This window comes from Rhizobium esperanzae (genome assembly GCF_014197615.1).
GTDB classification, from domain to species: Bacteria; Pseudomonadota; Alphaproteobacteria; order Rhizobiales; family Rhizobiaceae; genus Rhizobium; species Rhizobium esperanzae_A.
In genome coordinates this window covers 88,355-110,208 of the sequence record NZ_JACIFY010000008.1, presented here as the reverse complement: position 1 = coordinate 110,208, position 21,854 = coordinate 88,355, and the positions used below count along the sequence as shown (strand labels likewise).

The following is a 21,854-nucleotide window of genomic DNA, read 5'->3' as shown; positions in this document are numbered from 1 at the left end:
ATCCTAGTCCTTCCTAAAGTCGAAATCTGGTTGACCATCAGGACGCTTAATGATGTGAAGGCCTCTCAGTGTTATACCTTTGACTTTCCACGTTTGTAACGTGCGACAATCCCGGTTCAGGCTTTCGATAATGAACAAGTTCAATTTCTGAACGGCGTCCCTCGTGTTCCATACGTCGCTATTGTCCTGAAGAATAACTGTAACAGAGTCGCCTTCACGCGTGATTGTGGCTGGTGTCAATGATCTTGAGTCCGGCAACACCGGGTTGGCTATCATCAGCTCCAATGTTTGGTTACGTGTACAAAAGTCAGCTGGCGTAATGTGAACTTCCTGATTTTCTTCCACATTACTAAGCTGTCTTACATCCGCATCATTGTTCGTTGCGCCAAAGACGTCAGGTGCACCCACTAATGCAGTCCAAGCGAAGACTGCATAAGCGAGATACGGCGGCCGAAGGTTCATTCGGTGACAATCTCCGCCGTCTCGACCACCGCATGGAACAGCACATCGGCGCCAGCCGTCGCCCATTCTTTGGAGATCTCTTCCGCCTCATTGTGGCTAAGCCCGCCGACGCAGGGGCACATGACCATCGTTGCAGGCGCCACCTTGGCGGCCCAGCAGGCGTCGTGGCCGGCGCCGGAGATGAGGTTCATGTGGCTGTAGCCGAGCCGTTCGGCGGCGGAGCGAACCGAGGAGACGAGCTTTTCGTCGAAGGTGACGGGCGCGAAATGGCCGATCGCCTCGATGGAACAGCCGACACCCAGCGCGTCGCAGATGCCAGGAGCCTCGGTCTCGATCTTCGCCCGCATGCGGTCGAGCTTGGCCTTGTCGGGCGAGCGGATGTCGACGGTGAAGACCACTTTGCCGGGCAGGACGTTGCGGGAATTCGGCGAGAAGAAGACCTGGCCGACGCCGCCGACGGCGCCCGGCTGCTCGCCCATCGCGACAGTCTGAACCATTTCCAGGATGCGCGACATGGCAAGGCCGGCATTGACGCGCATGTTCATCGGCGTCGAGCCGGTATGGGCTTCCTTGCCGGTGAGCGTGAATTCCAGCCACCACAGGCCCTGACAGTGGGTGACGACGCCGATCTGCTTGTTCTCGGCTTCGAGGATCGGGCCCTGCTCGATGTGATATTCGAAATAGGCGTGCATCTTGCGGGCGCCGACTTCTTCGTCGCCGACCCAGCCGATGCGCTTCAGCTCGTCGCCGAACAGGTTTCCCTCGGGATCCTTGCGGTTATAGGCGAAGTCGAGGCTGTGCACCCCGGCAAAGACGCCCGACGCCAGCATGGCGGGGGCAAAACGCGCGCCTTCCTCGTTCGTCCAGTTGGTGACGACAATCGGATGCTTGGTCCTGATGCCGAGATCGTTCATGGTGCGCACGACTTCGAGCGCCGAAAGCACGCCGAGCACGCCGTCATATTTGCCGCCGGTCGGTTGCGTATCGAGGTGCGAGCCGACATAGACGGGCAGGGCATCGGGATCGGTGCCGGGGCGGGTGGCGAACATCGTGCCCATTTGGTCGATGCCCATCGTCAAGCCGGCTTCGTCGCACCATGTCTTGAAAAGGCTGCGGCCTTCGGCATCCGAATCCGTCAGCGTCTGGCGATTGTTGCCGCCGGCAACGCCGGGGCCGATTTTCGCCATGTCCATGAGACTGTCCCAGAGACGGTCGCCATTGACGCGCATGTTCTCGCCTGGTGCTGCCACCATTTTTATGCCCTCACCTGTTTGCGGCAGTCATGCAAGGGGCATGCCCGCCTGTTCCCGTGGTCCATTCCCGCGCCTCTTATTGGTTTTGTCGAGCGCCGGAAAATCGCCAGTTGCCTTTGTTTTTCATCTGGCGGATATTTGACCGATTGGTAAACATTACAACTTCCACCGCCGGGCTCAAGACGAAAATCACGAAAATTGCCGATAAAAATGCGGGCAGTTGCTCAGGAAAACGGCAGGGATCGTCCCCTGCTAAAACTTGAGCGAAGAAGTTGAATTTCAAGGGGAAACGACAGCCTGTGACCATACCGAGAGCAGCGAAAACCTTGAGGCGGACGCGGATCCAGGAGGAGAAGGAAGAGCAGATCCTGGAGGCGGCGCTCGACGTGTTTTCGGCAAGCGGCTTCCGCGGCTCGACCATCGACCAGATCGCCGAGGTCGCCGGCATGTCGAAACCCAATCTGCTCTATTATTTCCGCACGAAGGAAGCCATGCACCGGGCGCTGATCGACCGGGTGCTCTACACTTGGCTGGAGCCGCTGCGCGCCTTCGATGCCGAGGGCAATCCGGAGGAGGAAATCCGCAGCTACATCAGACGCAAGCTGGAGATGGCGCGCGATTTTCCGCGTGAGAGCCGGCTCTTCGCCAATGAGGTGCTGCAGGGGGCGCCGCATATCGAGGACGAGCTGAAGGGGCCGTTGAAAGAACTGGTCGACGAGAAGGCGGAGGTCATCCGCGCCTGGGCGAAATCGGGCAAGATCGTCAAATGCGACCCTTACCATTTGATCTTTTCCATCTGGTCGACGACGCAGCATTACGCGGATTTCGACGTTCAGGTGCGGGCCGTGCTCGGACAGGAGCATGCCGGCGAAGGGCGCTTCGAGGATGCGGCTCGGTTTCTGGAGCAGCTCTTCATCGGCGGGCTGCGGCCGGATCGATCCGAGACCTGAGATCTATTGCCCCTGGGGGAACGGCATGTGGCCCAGTATGTCCGTCACGCCCTCCATCGTATAGGGCTTCTGCAACACCGGTGCGCCAGAATGGCTGTTCGCCTGGGCGATGCCTTCCCCATAACCTGTGGCAAATACGAAAGGCACGCCTTCGGCTGCCAGCCGGTCGGCAATGCCGAAGCTGGTCTCGTCGCCGAGATTGACATCGAGCAGCGCCAGATCGAAAGACCGATCGGCCAAGATTTCCATCGCCTCGGCGACACTTGGCGCCGTTGCCACTTCGGCGCCCAGCCGGCGGAGAATCTCTTCGCCGTCCATGGCGATGATCAGGTTGTTTTCGACCAGCAGCACATTCAGGCCGAGGAGCGGCTGATGATTGTGGGGAGCCGTATTGCGCTCAGTCGATCCGACCGGAATTGGATCTGACCGTTCGCTCGTCGAGCCGACGACATAGCGCGCCGGAATGTTGAAATCGGCCTCTAGCCCGTCCCTGACGTAGCGGACCTCCGCCTTGCCGCCGAGATCATAGGGGATGGAGCGGCGGATGATCGTCGAGCCGAAGCCTTGGCGTGTGGGCTCGATGACGGGCGGACCATTCTTTTCGCGCCAGCCGATGGACAGATTGCCCTCATCGTCACGATGCCAACCGAGTTCGACGGTGCCGCTGCCGGTACCCGAAAGGCTGCCATATTTGGCGCTGTTGGTCATCAGCTCGTGGAACACAAGGGCGGCGGTGGAAAAGGCTTGCGGTTCCAACAGTACGTCGTCGCCATGCATCTGGATGCGTTGCGCATTTTTGCCGAGATAGGCAGCGGTCTCGGCCAGCAGCAATTGCCGCAACGAAGCAGGCGCCCAATGATCCCTGGTGATCTGGTCATGGGCGCGGGCGAGCGACTGGACGCGGCCTTCGATCTGGCGAATGTAGTCGCCAACGCTGACCGAGGTCGCCTGCGATTGCCGGATGATCCCGGTGATGAGGCTCAATATGTTGCGCACACGGTGGTTCAGCTCGGCGATCAGCAGCTCCTGGCGCTCGTTTGCCGTCTGGCGCGCCATGCTGACCTCGTCGGTGAGGCGCAAGACCACCTCGATCAGCGTGATCCGGATCGTTTCGGCGACGCGCCGCTCGGCCTCGGTGAAAGGCAGCGAGCGGCCGCGCACCAGTTCCGACCAGGCCTCGAAACTCTTGCGCGGCGTCAACCGCGGGCCGTTCGGACCATATTCCGCCGGCTTGTGCGGGTCGCCGGCCCAGCGGACGGTGCGTACCTGCTCCTGGCGGAAAAGCACGACACAATCGCGTGGCGAACGCGAGATCGGGATGGCGAGCATGCCTGCGACGGCATCGTCGACGGCAAGATCCGGATATGTTTCCGTAAGCCTGTCGACGGCATAGATGCGACCGGCGGCGTTGCGGTTGAGATGGCGGACGAGAGTTGCGAAAGCTCTCTCATCCGGCACGATGCCGGCAAGAGCCAGCCGGCCGTTGATCCAGACGCCGATGCCGTCGGCAGGGATGGCGTCGGCGAGCGCCTCGATCAGCCAGGCCGGATCGTCGAGCAGGCTGGCATTGTCCACCACGGAGGTGAGAAGCCGGTCGGCGATGCGGCGGGCCTTGGTCTCATAGTCAAGAGCCAGCCGCCGTTCGCGGCTTTCGAGGCGCGACGCAAACATCTGGCCGAAGAGTTCGGCGGTGGAGCGGCTTTGGGCCGAAGGCAGGCGCGGGCCGTAGTGATGACAGGCAAAGAGGCCCCAGAGCTTGCCGTCGACGACGATCGATATGGAGAGCGACGCGCCGACGCCCATGTTTTTCAGATATTCGATGTGGATCGGCGAGACCGAACGCAAAACCGACATGGAAAGATCGAGCGGCTGACCGTTCTCGTCGAGCGCAGGCAAGATCGGCACAGGAATGGCGTCGATATCGGCAATGATACGAAACAGATTGCGCAGATAAAGCGCCCGGGCCTGTACCGGAATGTCGGAGGCGGGATAATGCAGCCCCAGGAATGAACCAATGCCGGCGCGGGCGGCTTCCGCTACCACTTCCCCGGAACCGCTGTCGTCGAAGCGATAGACCATCACCCGGTCGAAGCCGGTCAGGGCGCGCGCCTGCCTTGCGCCCTCGCGGAAGAAGGCCTCCATCGTTTCGGTATGGTCGAGGCGGGACATCATGCTGCGCATGGAGAGGGAAGGGGAGTCGCGCCTGTCTTCCTGCCCAGGCTCGCCTTCGATGATGACCTGACCTTCGTTCAGATGCACGGCGACGTCGAACCTGTCCTCACCTGATGTCAGTGCAATGCCGAAAATGCGCTCGACGACGTCGGAACCGCGTAGCGTGGTCAGCTTGTTGCGGATTGTGTGGAGCGCTTCGGGCGTGATGATCGAAGTAATCGGGCGGCCGAGGGCGTCCGCCTGCGCAATACCGAGGAACTCCCCCAGATTTGCCGAGGCGCGCGTGACGATCCAGTCCGAGGATATTGCCAGCAGAAAGCCGAAAGGCTGAACTGCGCCGAGCTGATGGATCGGCTCGCGGTCGCAATTGGTGAGATCGACGGGTTCAGGCATGCCGCTCATGGGACGGCCTCCAGTTCGAGTTGCCCGGCTTCGAGGAAAAGATCGAAGACGCTGCGGGCTGCCGAGATGGCAACCGCGGGATCGTCTGAATCGCTCGCATCGAGGCGATCCATGAAGGCCCGCATGGCGCCCTTCGGGGCTTGCGGCGTCAGATATCGGCTCGGCAGATGATCGGGCACGGACTTGGCGAGCATGGCGCCGCCAAGCTTGGAGCCTTCAAGGACATAGAGCGCTCCCCAAAGCGCCGGCTGGGATTGCAATGCCGGCGGCGCCAGGCACGGGGGTAATCGCTCCCCGAGTTCCCTAAGGTCGGCAAGCAGCAGATGGGCGCGCCTTCGCTCCGGCCAGTCGGGCAGCAGGCGGGCGATGCCGGCTTCTTCAAGCGCATTTTCTGTCGCCGGCACGACCCGGGCATGGGCGCGCAGGAACGTCTTATACTGCTCTCTATCGGAAAGGTCGAAAGTGCCGAAAAGCTTGTCGACTTCGGCGTGGCAATCTGCTGTTTGTGCGCGAAGCACGCTGCGAAAGGACATGCGGACCGTGTTCTGAGGAAGATGGCATAGGATGCCGTTCATCTGCGGATGAACTAGCGATATATTGCAGCATCCTGGTATTTCCAGGGAAACCCATAGAAAAACATGGGCTTCCCTCAATTTATGCAGCGCCCTGCGAGGAACCGGCGTCGCCTTCCTATTCGGCGGCCACGACCGCGTTTTCGAAAGCCAAGCCCTCATCGGCCCAGCCGGTCATGCCGCCGATCATCAGCTTGGCCGTGAGGCCGAGCTTGGCCAGGCGCAGGGCGGCCTTGTCGGCGCCGTTGCAGTGGGGACCGGCGCAATAGACGACGAAAAGGGTGTCCTTTGCCCATTCCGACATACGGTGAGCGGTCATCTTGCCGTGCGGCAGGTTGATCGCGCCCGGCACGTGGGATTGCGCAAACAGCGCCGGCGTGCGCACGTCGAGGAGAATGAAATCGACCTTGGCGCCGGCAAAGGCGGCATGGACATCCGAGCAGTCGGTTTCGAAGGCGAGCTTGGCGGCATAATGAGCGGCGGCGATATCGGGCGCGGCAGCAGGGATTTCGGCGACGGGGCTTGGCATCGGTCTTTCCTTTCATGTTGCAATTGCCGCCTGGTATCGCCGATGCTACAGCTTTGCGAAATTGGCCATCATGACCGACAGCGTAAAGATCATGCCAAATGTATTCCCACAGCAGACGAAAGGGCCGCTGGTTGCGGTGCTTGCCTATGACGGGCTATGCACCTTCGAGTTCGGCATCGCCTATGAGGTTTTCGGCCTGCCGCGCCCGGAGATGGGCGAAGGCTGGTATCGCTTCTCGGTCTGCGGCATCGAGCCGGGGCCGCTTCGCGCCGCCGGCGGGTTGACGGTCGCGGTCGACAAGGGACTGGAGATCCTTGATGAAGCGGATCTGATCGTCGTGCCCGGCTGGCGGTCGATCGATGCACCGGTGCCCGAGCCGCTCGCCGAGGCGCTGCGGGCAGCCCATCAGCGCGGCGCGCGCATCATGTCGCTTTGTTCCGGCGTTGCGGTTCTGGCCGGATCCGGGCTGCTTACCAACCGCAGGGCGACGACACATTGGCGCTATGTCGCCTCGATCGCCGCTCGTTATCCCGATATCGCGCTCGATGCCGGCGTTCTCTACATCGACGAGGGCAGCCTGCTGACGGCGGCCGGTAGTGCCGCCGGCATTGATCTCTGCCTGCACGTGGTGCGCGGCGATTTCGGCTCGGGGGCCGCAAACAGTGTCGCCCGCCGCCTCGTCGTGCCGCCGCACCGCGAGGGCGGGCAGGCGCAGTTCATCAGCGCCCCGGTTCCTGAAGAGCGCGAAGGCATCCGTCTCGGCCCATTGATCGAATGGATGCGCGAAAGCCTTTCGCAGGAGCAGCCGATCAGCCTGCTTGCGAAAAGAGCGGGCATGAGCATGCGCACTTTCCAGCGCCGCTTCGAAGCGACGACGGGTCTCAGCGTCGGCGAATGGCTGCTGAAGGAGCGGCTGCGCCATGCCCGCGACCTTCTCGAAAAGGAGCTTGCCGTCTCGCTCGACGACATCGCAGTATCAAGCGGCTTCGGCACTCTGGCGACGATGCGCCACCATTTCCGCAGCCGGCTGGGCACGAGCCCGAGCGCTTACAGGCGATCGTTCGGCAGCTAAGGCACCTCACGCTTGCATTTATGTCCCACTTCGCCTAAACGGGCGCTCTCTATTGTTCTGGATAAAGGGAGCGCCACGATGACGACTATCTCCGCACGCCCCGAGAGGGTTTCGGCTTAAGTCAGCCAATGGCTGATGCATGCCGGTTGAACATCGCCATTTCCGGCGATGAAAGACCACTCATATCCAGAGTTCATTATCATGGGCAATTCTATCGGGAGCGGAAGCTCCCCGATGACGTCGGCGTCGAATCCGGCGGTCATCAAACGTTTCTTTTCCGGTTCCGCCTGGATCGAAGGCGCTGCGTTGGACCAGCTCGACGAAATGTCGCGGCTGCCGGGTGTCCTGGAAATCGCCGCCTTTCCGGATCTGCACCCCGGCAAATATGGTGCGACCGGTGTCGCGCTTCTGTCGTCCCGGCTGCACCCGCTGCTGATCGGCAACGATATCGGCTGCGGCATGTCACTCTTCGGTCTCGATCTGGCGATGCGCAAACTGAAGATCGATAAGGCGGCGGAGCGGCTGCGCCGGCTTGAAACGCAGGCAATCGGAGAGGCACGCGAATGGCTGGCCGAAATGGGTCTGCCAACCGATCTCGCGCCCGATGCCTTGGGCACGATCGGCGGCGGCAACCATTTCTGCGAGCTGCAGGCGGTGGAAGATGTTGCCGAGGGCGGGCACGCCGCCGGTCTTGACGATCAGGGGCTTTACCTGCTCGTTCATTCCGGCTCACGATCCCTTGGCGCGACGGTCTTCTCGCAGACCCTGGCCGCTCATTCGGGACTTGCCGCCGGCCTCGATCCCGGTTCGGAGGTGGGGGCTGCCTGGCTTGCGAGCCATGATCGCTGTGTCGCCTGGGCATCGCTGAACCGGCGACTGATCGCAGCGCGGGCCGCTGCGGCGCTTCGTGCCGATCTGCGCCTGATCGCCGATATACCGCACAATCTCGTTCGTCGTTCAGATCGCGGGTTTGTGCATTATAAGGGTGCTGCGGCCGTCGCACCCGGCGAACTTGCGCCGATTGCCGGATCTCGCGCCAGCCTTAGCCATATGGTTGTCGCGAGCGCTGAGGTCGGTCGTTCGCTCGGCGGCATCTCTCATGGGGCCGGTCGCAAATATGATCGCGCCACCATGCACGGACGGGTCGGCCGTAACCGGTCCGAACGCGAACTGCTGCTGCGCAATTCCTGGGGCGGCATCGCCATCTGCGACGATCGCGCTCTCGTCATCGAAGAAGCGGCGTCGGCCTACAAGGATGCCGGGCAGGTGGTGAGCGATCTGGAAAAGGCGGGACTGGTCCGCGGGCTTGCCAGCTTGCGGCCACTCGTCACCTTCAAGAAGGCGGCTGACGGGGCGGAGGTGGAGCAGCGTCGGCGAAAGCCTGAATATCGCAGACAAGGAGGGCGCGGCCATGAGCGCTATTGATCTTCTCGTGACGTCGGGCAACGGTCCAGTGGAGTGCCGCATGGCGCTCACAGCTCTTCTTGGCATTCTCGAACGCGAGGCGCTCGGGCTTGGCTGTTCTTTCGAGGCCAGCCTCGGCCCGATGCCGGATCGGCACGGTGCGAAGTCCGCGGTCGTCAGCCTCGATGGTCTTGAGGCGGAGCGGATTGCCAACGCCTATTGCGGCACGATCAGGTTCACCTTCAAGAGCCCGGCGCGTCCCGGTCACAAACGGCAGAACTGGTACGTTGCGGTTCAACGCATCGATGCCGGGACTGAGGGCTGCGAAGTGACGATCGATCCCGCCGACCTGCGTTTCGAGACTTTGCGGGCTGGCGGGCCCGGCGGGCAACACCAGAATACGACCGACAGCGCGGTGCGCATCCTGCATCGGCCGACCGGTCTCATGGTGACGGCGCGCGACGAACGCTCGCAGCACCGCAACAAAGCTCTGGCGCTCCGGCGTCTTGAAGCAATGTTGCGCCATGTCGAGGCGGAAAAGCAGGAGGCGGCGAAATCCGGACGTTTCGTTGCCAACCGGACCATCGAGCGAGGCAATGAGGTCAAGACTTTCAAGCTGTGACTGTTGGTGCCACCGCAATAAACGGCGCCCTCCGACGAAGGGCGCCGCCACTTTCAGTCGCGGTCTCTAAAAATAGTGATCCCGTTCGATCCCGTCATAGCGGCCGGATTGCAGGCAGCAGTTCTTGAAACCGCCTCCTGGAACCGCAGGGGCAGGGATCGTTACGGCCGAGTTTTTCGATCAGTTCGACATCACCGTGAACGGTTTGCGAACCGGTCTTGACCCGGGTTTCGGACGGGAAGGATTTACGCCGTTTCGACGTGACCTCAAAAGCTGAGATCGGTGAGGTGTTTGCGAGCCATGGCTGCCTCCTCTTCGTTACACGCTGCGATCGTGCAGCATGGTGGCCATAGAATTATTGCCTGTTCAGCGCAACGCCGCGGAGCGATCTTCTCCGCGGCGTTGCAAACCGGTCACTCCGCCGCCTGGCGGGCCATCGGGTTGTTCGGGTGCGTCGTCCAATTGGCGTAGTTCGGGTCGACGGTGCGGCCGGTGCGTTTGTCCAGGGTGCCGGCGGCAAGCGGTTCCATGGTGATGCAGTTCTCGACCGGGCAGACGTTGACGCAGAGATTGCAGCCGACGCATTCTTCTTCGATCACCTCGAAATGACGCAGGCCGTTGACGACGTTGGTGATCGCCTGGTGCGAGGTGTCTTCGCAGGCGATGTGGCAGCGGCCGCATTTGATGCAGGCGTCCTGGTCGATCTTGGCCTTGGCGATATAGTTGAGGTTCAGATACTGCCAGTCGGTGACGTTGGGCACGGCGCGGCCGGTGATGTCGTCGAGGCTGCGGTGGCCCTTTTCGTCCATCCAGTCGGAGAGGCCCGTGATCATCTCCTGCACGATCTTGAAGCCGTAAGTCATCGCCGCGGTGCAGACCTGGACGTTGCCGGCGCCGAGAACGAGGAATTCGGCGGCGTCCCGCCAGGTGGTGATGCCGCCGATGCCGGAGATCGGCAGGCCGTAGGTTTCGGGATCGCGGGCGATCTCGGCCACCATGTTGAGCGCGATCGGCTTGACCGCCGGGCCGCAATAGCCGCCATGGCTGCCCTTGCCGCCGACCGTCGGGTTGGGGGCGAAGTTGTCGAGATCGACGGATACGATCGAGTTGATCGTGTTTATCAGCGAGACGGCATCGGTGCCGCCGGCCTTGGCGGCGCGGGCGGGACGGCGAACGTCGGTGATGTTGGGCGTCAACTTGGTGATGATGGGCATGCGGGTGTATTGCTTGCACCAGCGCACGACCATTTCGATATATTCCGGTACCTGGCCGACGGCCGAGCCCATGCCACGCTCCGACATGCCGTGCGGACAGCCGAAATTGAGCTCGATGCCATCGGCGTTGGTCTCTTCGACGAGCGGCAGGATCGCCTTCCAGGCCTGTTCCTCACAGGGCACCATGATCGAGGCGATCAGCGCCCGATCCGGCCAGTTCATCTTGACCTGCTTCATCTCACGCAGGTTTGTGTAGAGGTCGCGGTCGGTGATGAGTTCGATATTGTTGAGGCCCAGCAGGCGGCGGTCGGCGCCGAAAATCGCGCCGTAGCGCGGGCCGTTGACGTTGACGACGGGTGGGCCTTCCTCGCCGAGCGTCTTCCAGACCACGCCGCCCCAGCCGGCCTTGAAGGCGCGCTCTACGTTGTAGGCCTTGTCGGTCGGCGGCGCCGACGCCAGCCAGAACGGGTTCGGGGATTTGATGCCGACGAAATTATTGCGGAGATCAGCCATTGTTCTCTCTCCCCTTCAGGCAACTGCGACAGCCGGAGCGGCTGCTGCAGACAGGGTGCGATGGATGGATTCAGCCGCGTCGCGGCCGTGGGCGACGGCGGAAACCGTGAGATCGTCGCCGCCGAAGACGCAGTCGCCGCCGGCCCAGATGCCATCGAGCGAGGTATGGCCTTCAGTGTCGACAGCGATGCGGCCGGACTCCATGCGCAGCGAACCGAGGCCCGAGGCATCGAAGGTCTGGCCGATCGCCTTGAAGATCTGATCGGCGGCGATCACGCCCGTCTCGCCGGTGCCGACAAGGCGGCCGTCAACAAGCTTGGTATATTCCACTTCGATCGCCGCGACCTTGCCGTCCTGCGACAGAATCGATTTCGGCGCCAGCCAGTGGCGGATGATCACGCCCTTGGAGCTTGCGAGATCCTGTTCGTATTCGGAGGCGTTCATGTGCTCCTTGCCGCGGCGGTAACAGATCGTCACTTCCTCGGCGCCGAGCAGTTTAGCCTGCACGGCAGCGTCGATCGCCGTCATGCCGCCGCCAAGGACGACGACGCGCCGCCCGATGGCGATGTCGCCCTTGTCTTCGGCCTGGCGAAGCGCGGCGATGAAATCGACGGCGTCGTCGACGCCGGCAAGGTTCTCGCCTTCGATGCGCAGCGCGTTGACGCCGGCGAGGCCGATGCCGAGGAAGACGGCGTCATATTGCGCCTGCAGATCGGAAAGCGAAAAATCGCGGCCGAGAAGGGCGCCGTGCTTAACCTCGATGCCGCCGATCGACATGACGTAATCGACTTCCTTCTGAGCAAAATCGTCGACCGCCTTATAGGTGGCGATCCCGTATTCGTTGAGGCCGCCGGATTTTTCCCGGGCGTCGTAGACGGTGACGGAATGACCCTTCACTGCCAGGCGATGGGCGGCGGCAAGGCCAGCCGGGCCGGCGCCGACGACGGCGATGTTCTTTCCTGTCGCCTCGGACCTGACATAAAACTGTTTGCCAGCCTGCATGGCGGCGTCGGTCGCGTAACGCTGCAGGCGGCCGATTTCGACGGGCCGCTCTTCGGCCGTGTTGCGCACGCAGGCCTGCTCGCAGAGATCTTCGGTCGGACAGACGCGGGCGCACATGCCGCCGAGAATGTTCTGATCGAAGATCGTCTTTGCCGAGCCGAGCGGATTGCCGGTCGAGATCTGGCGAATGAAGAGCGGAATGTCGATCGAGGTGGGACAGGCCGTCATGCACGGCGCGTCATAGCAGAAATAACAGCGGTCGGCGGCGACCAGCGCCTCGTGATTGTCGAGGCGCGGATGAAGATCGGAAAAATTAGCCTCATACTCGGCGGGCGAAAGCCGGCCGGCATGAATCCCGGTTTCCAGTCGTTCCATTGAAGTTCCCTCATTATTGGTAAACGGCCTGTGAGGGAAAGCGTAACTCAGGTTTAAAAATTTATCAAACGGTAAAATTTTGATGGTTCGTTCTGGAATTGATTTATGCAAGTCACTGTTTTTGCATGCTTAATTTCTTCTGCTTGATTGGGGGATTCATCCGAGCGCGCGGGAGGGAAAGAGCATCCGAAAAAAGATTGAAAAAAGTCGAATTTTTTTCATTCGGCCGGGAACCAATGTCCGATGTCGTCGTTATTGCGATATCCGGATGGTGATCGCATCGACCCAACATGCGCGCCCCCAACCCACTATCCGGACGTACTCACGGTCCCCTCCCGGTGAGTGAAGACAGCCGGTGCGCCGCCCTCGCACCGGCTGTTTTTCTGTTTGGGTTTCGGGGCTTTCACACACGTTTGAAGATTTCGAATTCGGTTTCCGGAATGGTCAGACGATATTCGATGCGGCCGGGAACGAGGCTCAACTCCGCCTTGCCGTTGACGGAGGAGGGCACGACACGCTCCAGCACGGTGCGGCCGAAGCTGTTGTCGCTGAATTCGTGGATTTCCGATTGATCTTGCAGCACCTCTGCCCAGGCGACCTCGATCGCCTTCCTCTCGCCGATCATGGCTTCCCGGCAATTCAGCGTGATCGAGGCGCCGCCGCTTGATATGGCGCCGTAGGAGGCGGAGTTGACGATGAGTTCGTGGAGGGCGAGCCCGACATGCACAGCAGCATTCGGGGTCAGATGGGCATTGATGCCATAGATCGGCATCGAGCCTGATGTTTCCGGCCAGTAGGGGGCGAACTGTTTTTCGGCGAGTTCGAAGAGATAGGCGCCGCGCCAACTCGAATCCGTGATCAAATCCTGCGAGTTGGAAAGCGATTGCAACCGCCCGCGAAACTTGACGAGGAAGCTGTCGAGAGAAAGCGTGTTGCGCGCCGTCTGCGTGGCGATGCCCTGGATGATGGCGAGAAGGTTTTTCGAGCGGTGCGAAAGTTCGCGCAACAGCGATTTCAGCACCTTTTCGCGATGCCGGCTTTCGGTGACCTCGGCCATGACGGACAGAAGTCCGTATGTGCCGCGCTCACCGGTCCGCTGGATTTTCAATTCATAGCTGCGCGTTTCACCGTCGACGGCGATCTCGATCTCGGCATTGTTCGGGATGCCGGTTTCCAATACCTTGTGTTTCAGCGCTGTCAGATATTGCCCATGGGCATCGCCGAAAAGAGCGGCGTCGCTGCCGCCGGGCATAAAGAGTGCCGCGAAATGCGGCGGCAGATTTTCGGCGTAGAAGATCGAAAGCCGGGCGTCCTGGCAGAGGATCGAAATCCCGGCGCTGCCGAGCGCGCGTTCCATCATTGCGGCTTTGCCTTCGAAGGTAAAAGGCACGCCGGACAATGGTTCAGTCCTATTCACTCGGCCGCCTTTCCTTGTGACATCTTGGACTTCGCTGAAAGCGAGCGCCCTCAAGGCCTCGCCTGTCAACTCTAGAACAAAGCGCTGCAAAAAACCGTTAAAGCCACCGGAGCGTCCCGGTAGCACCGGAACGCCTGTTTTCGCGATTTGGTTCCGAAGGCCGAAGAATTGCGTCTCAGGCGGCCACTCTGGTCGATTCGTTGAAGAAAAGCGCTTGGCTGATCAGTGCCTTGACCATGTCTGGATTGAAGGGCTTGGTGACAAGGAAAGTCGGTTCGGGGCGCTCGCCGGTCAGAAGCCTTTCCGGGAAAGCGGTGATGAAGATCACCGGCACGCTCGATGTCTTGAGGATGTCGTTGACCGCGTCGATCCCGGAACTGCCGTCGGCAAGCTGGATGTCGGCCAGCACCATGCTCGGCTTCGTCTTGTTGTAGAGCGCGACCGCTTCGGCATGCGTGCGGGCAATGCCGGTGACGCGATGGCCGAGGCTTTCCACCATTTGCTCGATATCCATGGCGATCAGGGGTTCGTCCTCGATGATCATGATATCGGTTGCAACCTGACGGGAAATCTCCTGCGAGGCCATGTCGAGCAGGCGCATGACGTCCTGTTCGTCGAGTTCCAGGATTTCGCCGATCTCGGCAACGCGGAAATTCTCGACGGAGGCGAGCAGGAAGGCCTGACGGGCGCCCGGTGAAACCTTCGAAAGGTTGAGCGTGGCACGCTGTTCCCAGGCATAGGGCGATGTCGGCTCTGGAATCTGGACTGCGGTGGAACCAAACAATTGCGTAAACAGTTTGTAGAGTGCCACCCGGTCATTCGCCGTATCCGGGAAAATCGTGAGATCGGCGATGATGGCTTCAAGAACGGCGGCGACATAGGCGTCGCCCGAAGTCTGAGTGCCGGTAAGGGCGCGGGAATAGCGGCGCAGATAAGGAAGGTGCGGCGCAATTCGAGTGGAAAGTGTCATTCAGGGCTCCCGTATGCAGGCCGGTCTTGGTTTCAATGAGCGGTTAACGTCGCCTTGCTAAAAAAGTTCCGGAACCGCAGGAACTTTTTTTGTCGCGCAGCATTATTCCAGCCGACGAAGAAAGGGCGTAGCGTTTTGACCCATGAAACAAGAAATGCCAGCGACATCGACAATCGAAGGCTCGGCTTCGATGGTTGAAATCATGATTGATCCTATGCACGCCCCAATAGACAACCGGCGAGAAGACGAATTGATGACTACACGCAAGAAAGAAGCAGCCGATCAGCGGAAGCTGGAGCTGCGGGCAAGCGATATCCTGGACCCGAACAATCAGATCGGCGTCAGGCTGCGGTCGCTGTATGCCTCCGCGCAGGAGGAGGCGATTCCCGATCGTTTTCTCGATCTTCTCGAAAAGCTTGACCATGCTGAAATGATGGCTTCTGCCAAGCTGGCCGAATAGGATCATCGGCATGGAAGATAAAACGCAACCCAGCTTCAAGCGGGAACTGCTGGCGGCCCTCCCAAGTCTCCGTGCTTTTGCCATTTCGCTGATCGGGCGGCACGACCGGGCCGACGATCTGGTGCAGGATACCATCATGAAGGCCTGGGCCAAGCAGGATCATTTCGAGATGGGCACCAATATGAAGGCCTGGCTCTTTACCATCTTGCGCAACGAACTCTACAGCCAGATGCGCAAGAGCGGCCGCGAGGTCCAGGACAGCGACGGGCTGTTCACGGAATCGATGGCAATGCATCCTTCACAATACGGCGCGCTCGATCTGCAGGACTTCAAGAAGGCGCTCGACCAGCTGCCTCCGGACCAGCGCGAGGCGATCATCCTCGTCGGGGCCTCGGGCTTTTCCTATGAGGAAGCCGCCGAAATCTGCGGCTGCGCCGTCGGCACCATCAAAAGCCGCGTCAACCGCGCCCGTCAACGGCTGCAGGAATTGCTGCAGATTTCAGGCGAGGCCGATTTCGGGCCGGATGCGACATCCGCGCCGCTGACGTCCAAGGCTTTTGCGTTTTGAAAGAATTTTATTCGGGATGAAGGTCGGTTGCTCTTCAGGGCGCCGGCTTTCTCCGTTTGACGGGTGCGTGAAGAACGGCCACTGATGGACGGTAATTTGAGGCACAGCCTCTTCTTCCTCATTCCTGTGACGGAGCACAGCTGAGGGAGGGTGGGGGTAGTGTCCTGTCCTGATTTTGCGCCGGCAAGTGAAGGGAATCCCTGCTCCTCATTCCGTGGCAAACGAGGAGGAGCGAATGAGCCCCTCAATCCTCATGCTTGGACCCCACCAGATTGGCCGCAACGAAGGCCGCCAGGATGCCCGCTGTGAGCAGCGGCTGGGCGCGGACAAGGCCGAGGCCCACTGCCGCCATCGATTCCAGCGCCGCGCGGCGTTCGCGGGCGCGACGCTTGTCGCGGGCATTCATGACCGCCATCACCACCAGTGCGATGATGGCGATCACCAGCGCGCCCGCGGCCAGGAACAGAACGGCGGCGAACGCGCCGTAAATGCCGGCGAGCCAGATGGCGCCAGCGGTGACGGCCAGTGCGTAGGCGGTGAGGAGAAAAAGCGCGGCAAGTGCGATGAAGATGCTATTGCGCTTGGCGCGCGCAACGGTCCGGTGCACGCTTGCGCCCGTCAGCAGGCTGAGGATCGAGAGCATCGCGCATCCTCAGCGCCGAGCGAGGAAGGCGATGGCCAGGCCGAAAGCGGCAGCGGCGCCGATCGTTGCCAGCGGATGCTTGCGTACGGTCGCGCGCATTTCCGTCGTGCCGCGCTCATAGCCGTGCTGCAATTCGCGCAGCAGATCTTCGCTGCGGCCGAGCAGTTCCTCATAACCGGCGCCGGCCTGACTGCGGATCTTGTCGCCTTGGTGGCGCGAGTTCTTGCCGACGAGGCGGGTCAATTCCGCGAGTTCGTCGCGCAACGCCTCGATCTGCTCCTCGATGCCGGATTCCAGATTGTGGAAGGTACCATTGCGGCGGCTGCGGCCGGACTGGAAGATAGAATAGCTCATGGCTGTCTCCATTGGCTGGGGGCGCGCGCAAGCCCGCCTGGTTCGCACGTGGGTCACCACCGTCCGTTGCATGAATGATATCGCCCGGCATTGACCCAGATCACTGCCAAAAACGTGCCGGACGCTCAAAAGTTCCGACGGGCGGTGGTCAGGAGCGGGAAACGGCGCTGTGGGCGAGCACGAAGGGGGTGCCGTCGGCAGGCACCTGGTTGATGCGCAGGGCGCAGCCGAACACCGACAGCATGATCTCGTCGGTCAGCACTTCACCGATACTGCCGGCGGCGGCGAGGCGGCCGGATTTCATCAATACGATGCGGTCGGCAAAGAGCGCCGTCAGGTTGAGATCGTGCATGACGGCGATGACGCCGCCGCCGCGTTGGCAGAAATTGCGGGCAAGCGTCATGATCGTCAGCTGGTGGCTGATGTCGAGGCTCGAGACCGGCTCGTCGAGCAGCAGCCAGCAGGGCTTGCCGTCGACGACGGGTTCGGCGATCTGGCAGAGCACGCGGGCAAGCTGCACGCGCTGCTGCTCGCCACCGGAGAGTTCCTGGTAGAAGCGGCCTTCGAAGCCGGAAAGATCGACGGAGGCAAGGGCTGCGGCAGCCGTCTGCTCGGCCTTGTCGGGATTGGGGTCGAGGCCCGATGTCAGGCCCATGCGGACGATCTCGCGCACGGTGAAGGGAAAGGAAATGGTGCTTGCCTGCGGCAGCACGCCGCGAATAGCGGCAAGCTGCCAGGGCTTCAGCCCTTTGACCTCGTTGCCGCCGATGCGCACCGAGCCGTCATAGGCGAGTTCGCCTGATATGGCTTTCATCGTCGTCGTCTTGCCGGAACCGTTCGGTCCGGCGATCGCCGTCAGTTCACCCGATTTTGCTGTGAAGGCGACGTCGCTGATGATGGCCTTGCCGGAAAGGCGCACGGAGAGGCCGGACACTTCGATCATCTGCACGTCACTCACAAGGTTGCTCAGAGGGCCAGGCGCGAACGCTGCTTCAGCAGGATCCATAGAAAGAACGGGCCGCCGACCGCCGCGGTGATGATGCCGATCGGCAGCTCGGCAGGGGCGACCAGGGTGCGGGCGAGCACATCGGCGAAGATCAGCAGCGAGCCGCCGAGCAGCGCTGCGGCCGGCAGCAGGAAGCGGTGGTCCGGGCCGATTGCCATGCGCAGGATATGCGGCACGACGATGCCGACGAAACCGATGCCGCCGCTGACGGCGACGGAGGCGCCGGTCGCAGCCGCGACGCCTGTTATCGCGACGTTCTTCAGGCGCTGCACCGGCACGCCCATATGAAAGGCAGCGGCCTCGCCGAGCGTGATGGCATTAAGGCCGCGGGCCATGAAGGGCAGGGTCGCGAAGGACAACAGGATGATCGGGGCGGCGGCGGCGATCTTCGTCCATGTGGCGCCGGCCAGCGAACCCATGCTCCAGAAGGTCAGATCGCGCAGCTGCTGGTCGTTGGCCATGTAGATCAAGAGGCCGGTGAGCGCCAGCGCCAGCGCGCCGAGCGCAATGCCGGCAAGCAGCATCGTCGCCACCGAGGTCTGGCCGTGCCGGGTGGCGATTCTGTAGAGCAGCAGCGTCGTGACGAGACCGCCGCCGAAGGCGGCGGCCGGCAGGGCGTAGATGCCGAGAAGCGCTGCGAGCGGGGCCGCAAGGCCACCACCGAGCACGAATATGGTGACTGCGCCGAGGCTTGCGCCGGAGGAGACGCCGACGAGGCCGGGATCGGCAAGCGGGTTGCGAAACAGGCCTTGCATGACCGTGCCCGAGACGGCCAGTGAGGCGCCGATCAGAAAGCCGAGGATCGCGCGGGGCAGGCGGATATCGAAGATGATGATCCGGTCGCGCGTGCTGAGCGCCGTCTCGGAGCCCGCCATATTGCCGATGACGTCGAGGACAGAGGCATCCGAGGCGCCCATCGTCACCGAAAACAGCATCGCGAAGATCGAGCCAGCGAAGAGCAGCGCGATCGCCAGCAAGGCGAGCCGGGTTCTGTCGCCTGCCTGCCGGCTTGCGCGGATGTCTGCCATCGGGACGTGTCGCCCTCGTTGCATGGCTTGCGGCAGGGCCATGATCAGCCCCCGTAGATCGCCGTGTTGAGGTCACGCGCGGCCGCGGCCGTGCGCGGACCGAAGCCGAGCAGGTAGACGCCGTCCATGCGGATGATCGCGTTCTTCTCGCCGGCCGGCGTCAACGCGATCGCGGGCTGAGCCAGCAGGTCCTCGTTCTTGGTGCCGGCGCCATCGCCGCGGTTCATCATCAGGATGATGTCGGGCTTGGCCTCGATGATCGCCTCGTCGGTCAGCGGCTTGTAGCCCGGGAATGCGCCGACAGCATTGACGGCGCCGGCGAGCTTGACGATGCCATCGGCGGCCGTGCCGGTGCCCGAGGCCATGATCCGGCCGTTCTGGGCGCTGAGGATGAAGAGAACGCGCTTGCGCTCCGCTTCCGGGCGCTTTTCGGCATCGGCGATTGCCGCATCGAGATCGGCCGCGACCTTTTCTTCGAGCGCCTTCGCCTTGTCGGGCACGCCAAGCAGCGTGCCGACACGATCGATCTTGGCGATGATGCCGTCTGGGGTAAAGGCGTTCGGCACCATCTCGAAGGGCACTCTGGCATTTTTGAGTACGGTGAGCGCCTCCGGCGGCCCTGAACCCTCGACGGCGATGATTGCGGTCGGGTTCATGGCAAGGATGCCTTCCGGGGACAGCGCGCGCATGTAACCGACATTCGGCAGCTTCAACGCCGCCTCCGGATAGAGGCTCGTCGTGTCGCGGGCGATCAGCCGGCCTTCCTCGCCGAGCGCATAGACGATCTCGGTGACGTCGCCGCCGACGGAAACCAGGCGCGAGGTATCGAGCTTCTTCTCCTCGGCATGGGCGGCGCTAGAGAAGGCGAAGCCTTTGACCGCCGGCGCCGTCGGGATCAGCGGCAATGCCATGACGGCTGCCGTCAGGACCAATTCCCAAATGCGGATCCGGCGCAGATTGTTACGCATCGTCATCGCTATGATCCTTATGCGGCGACACTTGCTGCCCGCGGCAGGTTTTCGATGATCTCGCGCCATTCGGCACGTTCGCCGACACCCTCCTGCCGCTTGCCGAAGAACTGGATGATCATCTCGCCTTGGGCATTGTAAGCTTCCAGCGAGGTGACGTGGCCGTCCTTGGTCGGCTTGCGCACGGCCCAGGTCTCGGCGATGTGATCCTGGCGCAGATGCAGGTGGAAGGTCGGGTCCATGATGTTGATCCACGGGCCCATCGACTGGACGTTGAAGATCGGGCCGGAATGGATCTGGACGATGCCGTCATTGGCGACGAAGCACATGATCGGCAGCCCCGATTTCACCGAGGTATGCATCATCTCGGCCGTCGCGGTGTCGTCGAGCTTCCAGGCATAGTCGTCGCCGACGCTGCGGATGGCAGCCTGACGGCCGATCTTCAGGCGCTTCAGCATACCGAAGAATTCGTGGGTATCGGTGAGCTTGCTCCAATTGTCGCGTAGCTCGTCGCGGCTGACATCGGCGGTTTCGTCGGCGGCATTCGAGACCTCGGCCTCGGCGAATTCCTGCGACTGGTCTTCGAGTTTCAGCTCGGCGACGATCGCATGATAGGCTTCGACATTCGAATTCGGGCGCAGATGCACCTTGTGCACGGCGGTGCCCGCCTTGTCGAAATATTGCAGGCTGAGGCGCACCTGGTCGCCATCCTTCTTGGAGACGGCGAACCCATGTTCCCAGCGGCTCGGGAAGATACGCAGGTCGATATTCTCGCCGAGAACGATTGCGGCCTGCACGCCCGACTTGATGTTTTCGAAGACGCCGATCTTTTCGTGCACGGCGCTTTCGTTGCGCGACAGCGCCATGACTTCGCCAAGGCCGGCCACACGTTCGAGAAACTTCAGCGCGCTGCCGTCGATGCGGGTGACGCTGATGCCGGTTTCGGCGGCGACGAGGGCTGCCTCGGAGATCTTCAGCCGGGCGGCGATATCGCGCTCGCGCATCTTTGGGTTTTCGGCGCGAAACGCACGGATTTCTGATGGCGCCGGTCTTGTCTGTTCGGTCATGTCTTACCCTACTTATTGAGAATGAGCTTGCCCTGACGGGTGATCTTCAGCCGATAGACCAAGCCGTCGTGTCTGATCATGATCTCGTTCGAGCCGCGGAAAAGATCCGCGCTTTCGACGATCGGGTGCTGCGCCGCAGGCTCGCTCTGCAGCGGCACGTGCTTAAAGTTATCTGGCTTTTCAACCATCATTTCGGTTTGGCAATTCCGTGGGGCCGGGGGATCGGAGGTCCCCGGTTGTGATGACAATTAACTTGACTTTCTTACTCATAGTTTTTTAAAGACGCAATAGGAGACTAATGTAGTCAAGTTTTTGAGATTGCTGATTTGAGGCCGCCTGAAGGCGGTCCGCACAATAGCGGAGAAGATTATGACGGTCAGGTTTGCGGCTGTTGCGGCCGGCATGATGATGGCGATTTCAGGCGTAGCCCAAGCGCAGGATGCGGCGAGCGCCAAGCTGGATGTCGAACTCAACGCTCTGGCGCCATCGCAAAAGGGCTGCATGATGACCTTCGTCGCCGAGAACAATCTTCAGGCGCCGATCAACAAGATCTCCTTCGAGCTTGCCTTCTTCAACGACAAGAATGCCGTCGACCGTATCACCGTGCTCGACTTCCGCGACCTGCCGCAGGGCAAGAAACGCGTGCGCCAGTTCGACATGCCGAATGTCAAATGCGAGAGCGTGACGCGTGTCCTCATCAACGACACGCCGGTCTGCGACGGGCCGGCGGCCGGCGAATGCATGAAGGGTCTCGTCACCCGCTCGCAGATCGCTGTTCCCTTCGAGGGATGAGAAAACGCCGGGGATGAACCCCGGCGGACATGTTTCCGG

25 protein-coding genes are annotated in these 21,854 nt (G+C 61.7%); 7 read left to right on the top strand and 18 right to left on the bottom strand.

The genetic code is table 11. From position 1 onward, the window contains the following. Nucleotides 1-3: 3 nt before the first annotated feature. The 3 genes from GGD57_RS12860 to GGD57_RS12850 all read right to left on the bottom strand — a co-directional run bounded on the left by GGD57_RS12860 (nucleotide 4) and on the right by GGD57_RS12850 (nucleotide 1,998). Nucleotides 4-462: a hypothetical protein gene (locus GGD57_RS12860; protein ID WP_184328482.1), complete on the bottom strand. Its 459-nt coding sequence runs from the start codon at nucleotides 460-462 to the stop codon at nucleotides 4-6. After that, nucleotides 459-1,715 carry a Zn-dependent hydrolase gene (locus GGD57_RS12855; protein ID WP_184470215.1) on the bottom strand — a complete coding sequence of 419 codons (1,257 nt, stop codon included), beginning with the start codon at nucleotides 1,713-1,715 and terminating at the stop codon, nucleotides 459-461. Before GGD57_RS12855 ends, GGD57_RS12860 begins: the two co-directional genes overlap by 4 nt. A 76-nt stretch (nucleotides 1,716-1,791) precedes the next feature. Then, nucleotides 1,792-1,998 (bottom strand): hypothetical protein, encoded by a 207-nt coding sequence (locus tag GGD57_RS12850; protein WP_184470213.1) that lies wholly within the window; start codon nucleotides 1,996-1,998, stop codon nucleotides 1,792-1,794. Here GGD57_RS12850 and GGD57_RS12845 point away from each other — a divergent pair. Next, nucleotides 1,988-2,665, top strand: a complete 678-nt coding sequence (locus tag GGD57_RS12845) for a TetR family transcriptional regulator C-terminal domain-containing protein (RefSeq protein WP_085738118.1) — start codon at nucleotides 1,988-1,990, stop codon at nucleotides 2,663-2,665. The genes GGD57_RS12850 and GGD57_RS12845 overlap by 11 nt on opposite strands. Nucleotides 2,666-2,668: 3 nt before the next feature. Here GGD57_RS12845 and GGD57_RS12840 read toward each other — a convergent pair whose 3' ends face one another. The 3 genes from GGD57_RS12840 to GGD57_RS12830 all read right to left on the bottom strand — a co-directional run bounded on the left by GGD57_RS12840 (nucleotide 2,669) and on the right by GGD57_RS12830 (nucleotide 6,340). Continuing rightward, on the bottom strand, nucleotides 2,669-5,239 hold the full coding sequence (locus GGD57_RS12840) for an HWE histidine kinase domain-containing protein (RefSeq protein ID WP_184470211.1): 2,571 nt from the start codon (nucleotides 5,237-5,239) through the stop codon (nucleotides 2,669-2,671). Further along, complete coding sequence (locus GGD57_RS12835) at nucleotides 5,236-5,772, bottom strand: biliverdin-producing heme oxygenase (protein ID WP_184470209.1); 537 nt, start codon at nucleotides 5,770-5,772, stop codon at nucleotides 5,236-5,238. The genes GGD57_RS12840 and GGD57_RS12835 overlap by 4 nt, the downstream gene beginning before the upstream one ends. 157 nt (nucleotides 5,773-5,929) lie before the next feature. After that, entirely contained in the window at nucleotides 5,930-6,340 is a 411-nt protein-coding gene (locus GGD57_RS12830; RefSeq protein ID WP_184470207.1) for a rhodanese-like domain-containing protein, read from the bottom strand. Nucleotides 6,341-6,410: 70 nt separating this feature from the next. On the opposite strand from GGD57_RS12830, the gene ftrA reads away from it, so the two are divergent. The 3 genes from ftrA (at nucleotide 6,411) to prfH (ending at nucleotide 9,438) form a co-directional block, all read left to right on the top strand. Continuing rightward, entirely contained in the window at nucleotides 6,411-7,412 is a 1,002-nt protein-coding gene (gene ftrA / locus GGD57_RS12825; protein ID WP_184470205.1) for a transcriptional regulator FtrA, read from the top strand. A 234-nt stretch (nucleotides 7,413-7,646) separates the two neighbouring features. After that, complete coding sequence (locus GGD57_RS12820; protein ID WP_246713639.1) at nucleotides 7,647-8,837, top strand: RNA ligase RtcB family protein; 1,191 nt, start codon at nucleotides 7,647-7,649, stop codon at nucleotides 8,835-8,837. Continuing rightward, nucleotides 8,824-9,438, top strand: coding sequence for a peptide chain release factor H (prfH, locus tag GGD57_RS12815; RefSeq protein ID WP_184470201.1), 615 nt, complete (start codon nucleotides 8,824-8,826; stop codon nucleotides 9,436-9,438). Before GGD57_RS12820 ends, prfH begins: the two co-directional genes overlap by 14 nt. Before the next feature lie 94 nt (nucleotides 9,439-9,532). Here prfH and GGD57_RS29185 read toward each other — a convergent pair whose 3' ends face one another. The 5 genes from GGD57_RS29185 to GGD57_RS12790 all read right to left on the bottom strand — a co-directional run bounded on the left by GGD57_RS29185 (nucleotide 9,533) and on the right by GGD57_RS12790 (nucleotide 14,929). After that, nucleotides 9,533-9,619, bottom strand: coding sequence for an SEC-C metal-binding domain-containing protein (locus GGD57_RS29185; protein WP_237351509.1), 87 nt, complete (start codon nucleotides 9,617-9,619; stop codon nucleotides 9,533-9,535). A gap of 232 nt (nucleotides 9,620-9,851) precedes the next feature. Next, a complete protein-coding gene (preA, locus tag GGD57_RS12805; RefSeq protein WP_184470199.1) occupies nucleotides 9,852-11,165 on the bottom strand; it encodes an NAD-dependent dihydropyrimidine dehydrogenase subunit PreA in 1,314 nt (437 codons plus the stop codon). A 15-nt stretch (nucleotides 11,166-11,180) separates the two neighbouring features. Continuing rightward, nucleotides 11,181-12,542, bottom strand: a complete 1,362-nt coding sequence (locus GGD57_RS12800) for an NAD(P)-dependent oxidoreductase (protein WP_184470197.1) — start codon at nucleotides 12,540-12,542, stop codon at nucleotides 11,181-11,183. Nucleotides 12,543-12,945: 403 nt separating this feature from the next. Beyond that, the gene (locus tag GGD57_RS12795) at nucleotides 12,946-13,941 is read right to left on the bottom strand and encodes a sensor histidine kinase (protein WP_184470433.1); all 996 of its coding nucleotides are present in this window, start codon (nucleotides 13,939-13,941) and stop codon (nucleotides 12,946-12,948) included. A 193-nt stretch (nucleotides 13,942-14,134) separates the two neighbouring features. Beyond that, nucleotides 14,135-14,929 carry a response regulator gene (locus tag GGD57_RS12790; protein WP_003581798.1) on the bottom strand — a complete coding sequence of 265 codons (795 nt, stop codon included), beginning with the start codon at nucleotides 14,927-14,929 and terminating at the stop codon, nucleotides 14,135-14,137. Between the two features lie 253 nt (nucleotides 14,930-15,182). On the opposite strand from GGD57_RS12790, the gene GGD57_RS12785 reads away from it, so the two are divergent. Together GGD57_RS12785 and GGD57_RS12780 are read left to right on the top strand one after the other, a co-directional pair. Continuing rightward, entirely contained in the window at nucleotides 15,183-15,389 is a 207-nt protein-coding gene (locus GGD57_RS12785; protein ID WP_097613823.1) for a NepR family anti-sigma factor, read from the top strand. Nucleotides 15,390-15,399: 10 nt separating this feature from the next. Beyond that, a complete protein-coding gene (locus GGD57_RS12780) occupies nucleotides 15,400-15,957 on the top strand; it encodes an RNA polymerase sigma factor (RefSeq protein ID WP_184470195.1) in 558 nt (185 codons plus the stop codon). Nucleotides 15,958-16,201: 244 nt separating this feature from the next. Here GGD57_RS12780 and GGD57_RS12775 read toward each other — a convergent pair whose 3' ends face one another. From GGD57_RS12775 to hemP, 7 genes are all read right to left on the bottom strand, one after another. Next, a complete protein-coding gene (locus tag GGD57_RS12775) occupies nucleotides 16,202-16,600 on the bottom strand; it encodes a hypothetical protein (protein WP_184470193.1) in 399 nt (132 codons plus the stop codon). Between the two features lie 9 nt (nucleotides 16,601-16,609). Continuing rightward, entirely contained in the window at nucleotides 16,610-16,954 is a 345-nt protein-coding gene (locus GGD57_RS12770; protein WP_184470191.1) for a DUF883 family protein, read from the bottom strand. A gap of 148 nt (nucleotides 16,955-17,102) precedes the next feature. Next, the gene (locus GGD57_RS12765; RefSeq protein ID WP_184470431.1) at nucleotides 17,103-17,897 is read right to left on the bottom strand and encodes a heme ABC transporter ATP-binding protein; all 795 of its coding nucleotides are present in this window, start codon (nucleotides 17,895-17,897) and stop codon (nucleotides 17,103-17,105) included. Nucleotides 17,898-17,920: 23 nt separating this feature from the next. Continuing rightward, on the bottom strand, nucleotides 17,921-19,030 hold the full coding sequence (locus GGD57_RS12760) for a FecCD family ABC transporter permease (RefSeq protein ID WP_184470189.1): 1,110 nt from the start codon (nucleotides 19,028-19,030) through the stop codon (nucleotides 17,921-17,923). A gap of 2 nt (nucleotides 19,031-19,032) precedes the next feature. After that, nucleotides 19,033-19,962 carry a heme/hemin ABC transporter substrate-binding protein gene (locus tag GGD57_RS12755; RefSeq protein ID WP_184470187.1) on the bottom strand — a complete coding sequence of 310 codons (930 nt, stop codon included), beginning with the start codon at nucleotides 19,960-19,962 and terminating at the stop codon, nucleotides 19,033-19,035. An 11-nt stretch (nucleotides 19,963-19,973) separates the two neighbouring features. Beyond that, nucleotides 19,974-21,023 (bottom strand): hemin-degrading factor, encoded by a 1,050-nt coding sequence (locus GGD57_RS12750; RefSeq protein WP_184470185.1) that lies wholly within the window; start codon nucleotides 21,021-21,023, stop codon nucleotides 19,974-19,976. Between the two features lie 8 nt (nucleotides 21,024-21,031). Then, the gene (gene hemP / locus GGD57_RS12745; protein WP_184470183.1) at nucleotides 21,032-21,214 is read right to left on the bottom strand and encodes a hemin uptake protein HemP; all 183 of its coding nucleotides are present in this window, start codon (nucleotides 21,212-21,214) and stop codon (nucleotides 21,032-21,034) included. A gap of 178 nt (nucleotides 21,215-21,392) precedes the next feature. Here hemP and GGD57_RS12740 point away from each other — a divergent pair, with 178 nt between their 5' ends. After that, a complete protein-coding gene (locus tag GGD57_RS12740) occupies nucleotides 21,393-21,815 on the top strand; it encodes a hypothetical protein (RefSeq protein ID WP_184470181.1) in 423 nt (140 codons plus the stop codon). Nucleotides 21,816-21,854: the final 39 nt, after the last annotated feature.

Coding starts and splice junctions, on each gene's coding strand:
- GGD57_RS12755 (WP_184470187.1), bottom strand. CDS start 19,962: ATGACGATGCGTAACAATCTGCGCCGGATCCGCATTTGGGAATTGGTC.
- GGD57_RS12855 (WP_184470215.1), bottom strand. CDS start 1,715: ATGGTGGCAGCACCAGGCGAGAACATGCGCGTCAATGGCGACCGTCTC.
- GGD57_RS12835 (WP_184470209.1), bottom strand. CDS start 5,772: ATGTCCTTTCGCAGCGTGCTTCGCGCACAAACAGCAGATTGCCACGCC.
- GGD57_RS12820 (WP_246713639.1), top strand. CDS start 7,647: ATGACGTCGGCGTCGAATCCGGCGGTCATCAAACGTTTCTTTTCCGGT.
- GGD57_RS12785 (WP_097613823.1), top strand. CDS start 15,183: ATGACTACACGCAAGAAAGAAGCAGCCGATCAGCGGAAGCTGGAGCTG.
- GGD57_RS12860 (WP_184328482.1), bottom strand. CDS start 462: ATGAACCTTCGGCCGCCGTATCTCGCTTATGCAGTCTTCGCTTGGACT.
- GGD57_RS12775 (WP_184470193.1), bottom strand. CDS start 16,600: ATGCTCTCGATCCTCAGCCTGCTGACGGGCGCAAGCGTGCACCGGACC.
- prfH (WP_184470201.1), top strand. CDS start 8,824: ATGAGCGCTATTGATCTTCTCGTGACGTCGGGCAACGGTCCAGTGGAG.
- GGD57_RS12830 (WP_184470207.1), bottom strand. CDS start 6,340: ATGCCAAGCCCCGTCGCCGAAATCCCTGCTGCCGCGCCCGATATCGCC.
- GGD57_RS12780 (WP_184470195.1), top strand. CDS start 15,400: ATGGAAGATAAAACGCAACCCAGCTTCAAGCGGGAACTGCTGGCGGCC.
- GGD57_RS12760 (WP_184470189.1), bottom strand. CDS start 19,030: ATGGCCCTGCCGCAAGCCATGCAACGAGGGCGACACGTCCCGATGGCA.
- preA (WP_184470199.1), bottom strand. CDS start 11,165: ATGGCTGATCTCCGCAATAATTTCGTCGGCATCAAATCCCCGAACCCG.
- GGD57_RS12800 (WP_184470197.1), bottom strand. CDS start 12,542: ATGGAACGACTGGAAACCGGGATTCATGCCGGCCGGCTTTCGCCCGCC.
- GGD57_RS12740 (WP_184470181.1), top strand. CDS start 21,393: ATGACGGTCAGGTTTGCGGCTGTTGCGGCCGGCATGATGATGGCGATT.
- ftrA (WP_184470205.1), top strand. CDS start 6,411: ATGACCGACAGCGTAAAGATCATGCCAAATGTATTCCCACAGCAGACG.
- GGD57_RS12770 (WP_184470191.1), bottom strand. CDS start 16,954: ATGAGCTATTCTATCTTCCAGTCCGGCCGCAGCCGCCGCAATGGTACC.
- hemP (WP_184470183.1), bottom strand. CDS start 21,214: ATGATGGTTGAAAAGCCAGATAACTTTAAGCACGTGCCGCTGCAGAGC.
- GGD57_RS12765 (WP_184470431.1), bottom strand. CDS start 17,897: ATGATCGAAGTGTCCGGCCTCTCCGTGCGCCTTTCCGGCAAGGCCATC.
- GGD57_RS12750 (WP_184470185.1), bottom strand. CDS start 21,023: ATGACCGAACAGACAAGACCGGCGCCATCAGAAATCCGTGCGTTTCGC.
- GGD57_RS12790 (WP_003581798.1), bottom strand. CDS start 14,929: ATGACACTTTCCACTCGAATTGCGCCGCACCTTCCTTATCTGCGCCGC.
- GGD57_RS12840 (WP_184470211.1), bottom strand. CDS start 5,239: ATGAGCGGCATGCCTGAACCCGTCGATCTCACCAATTGCGACCGCGAG.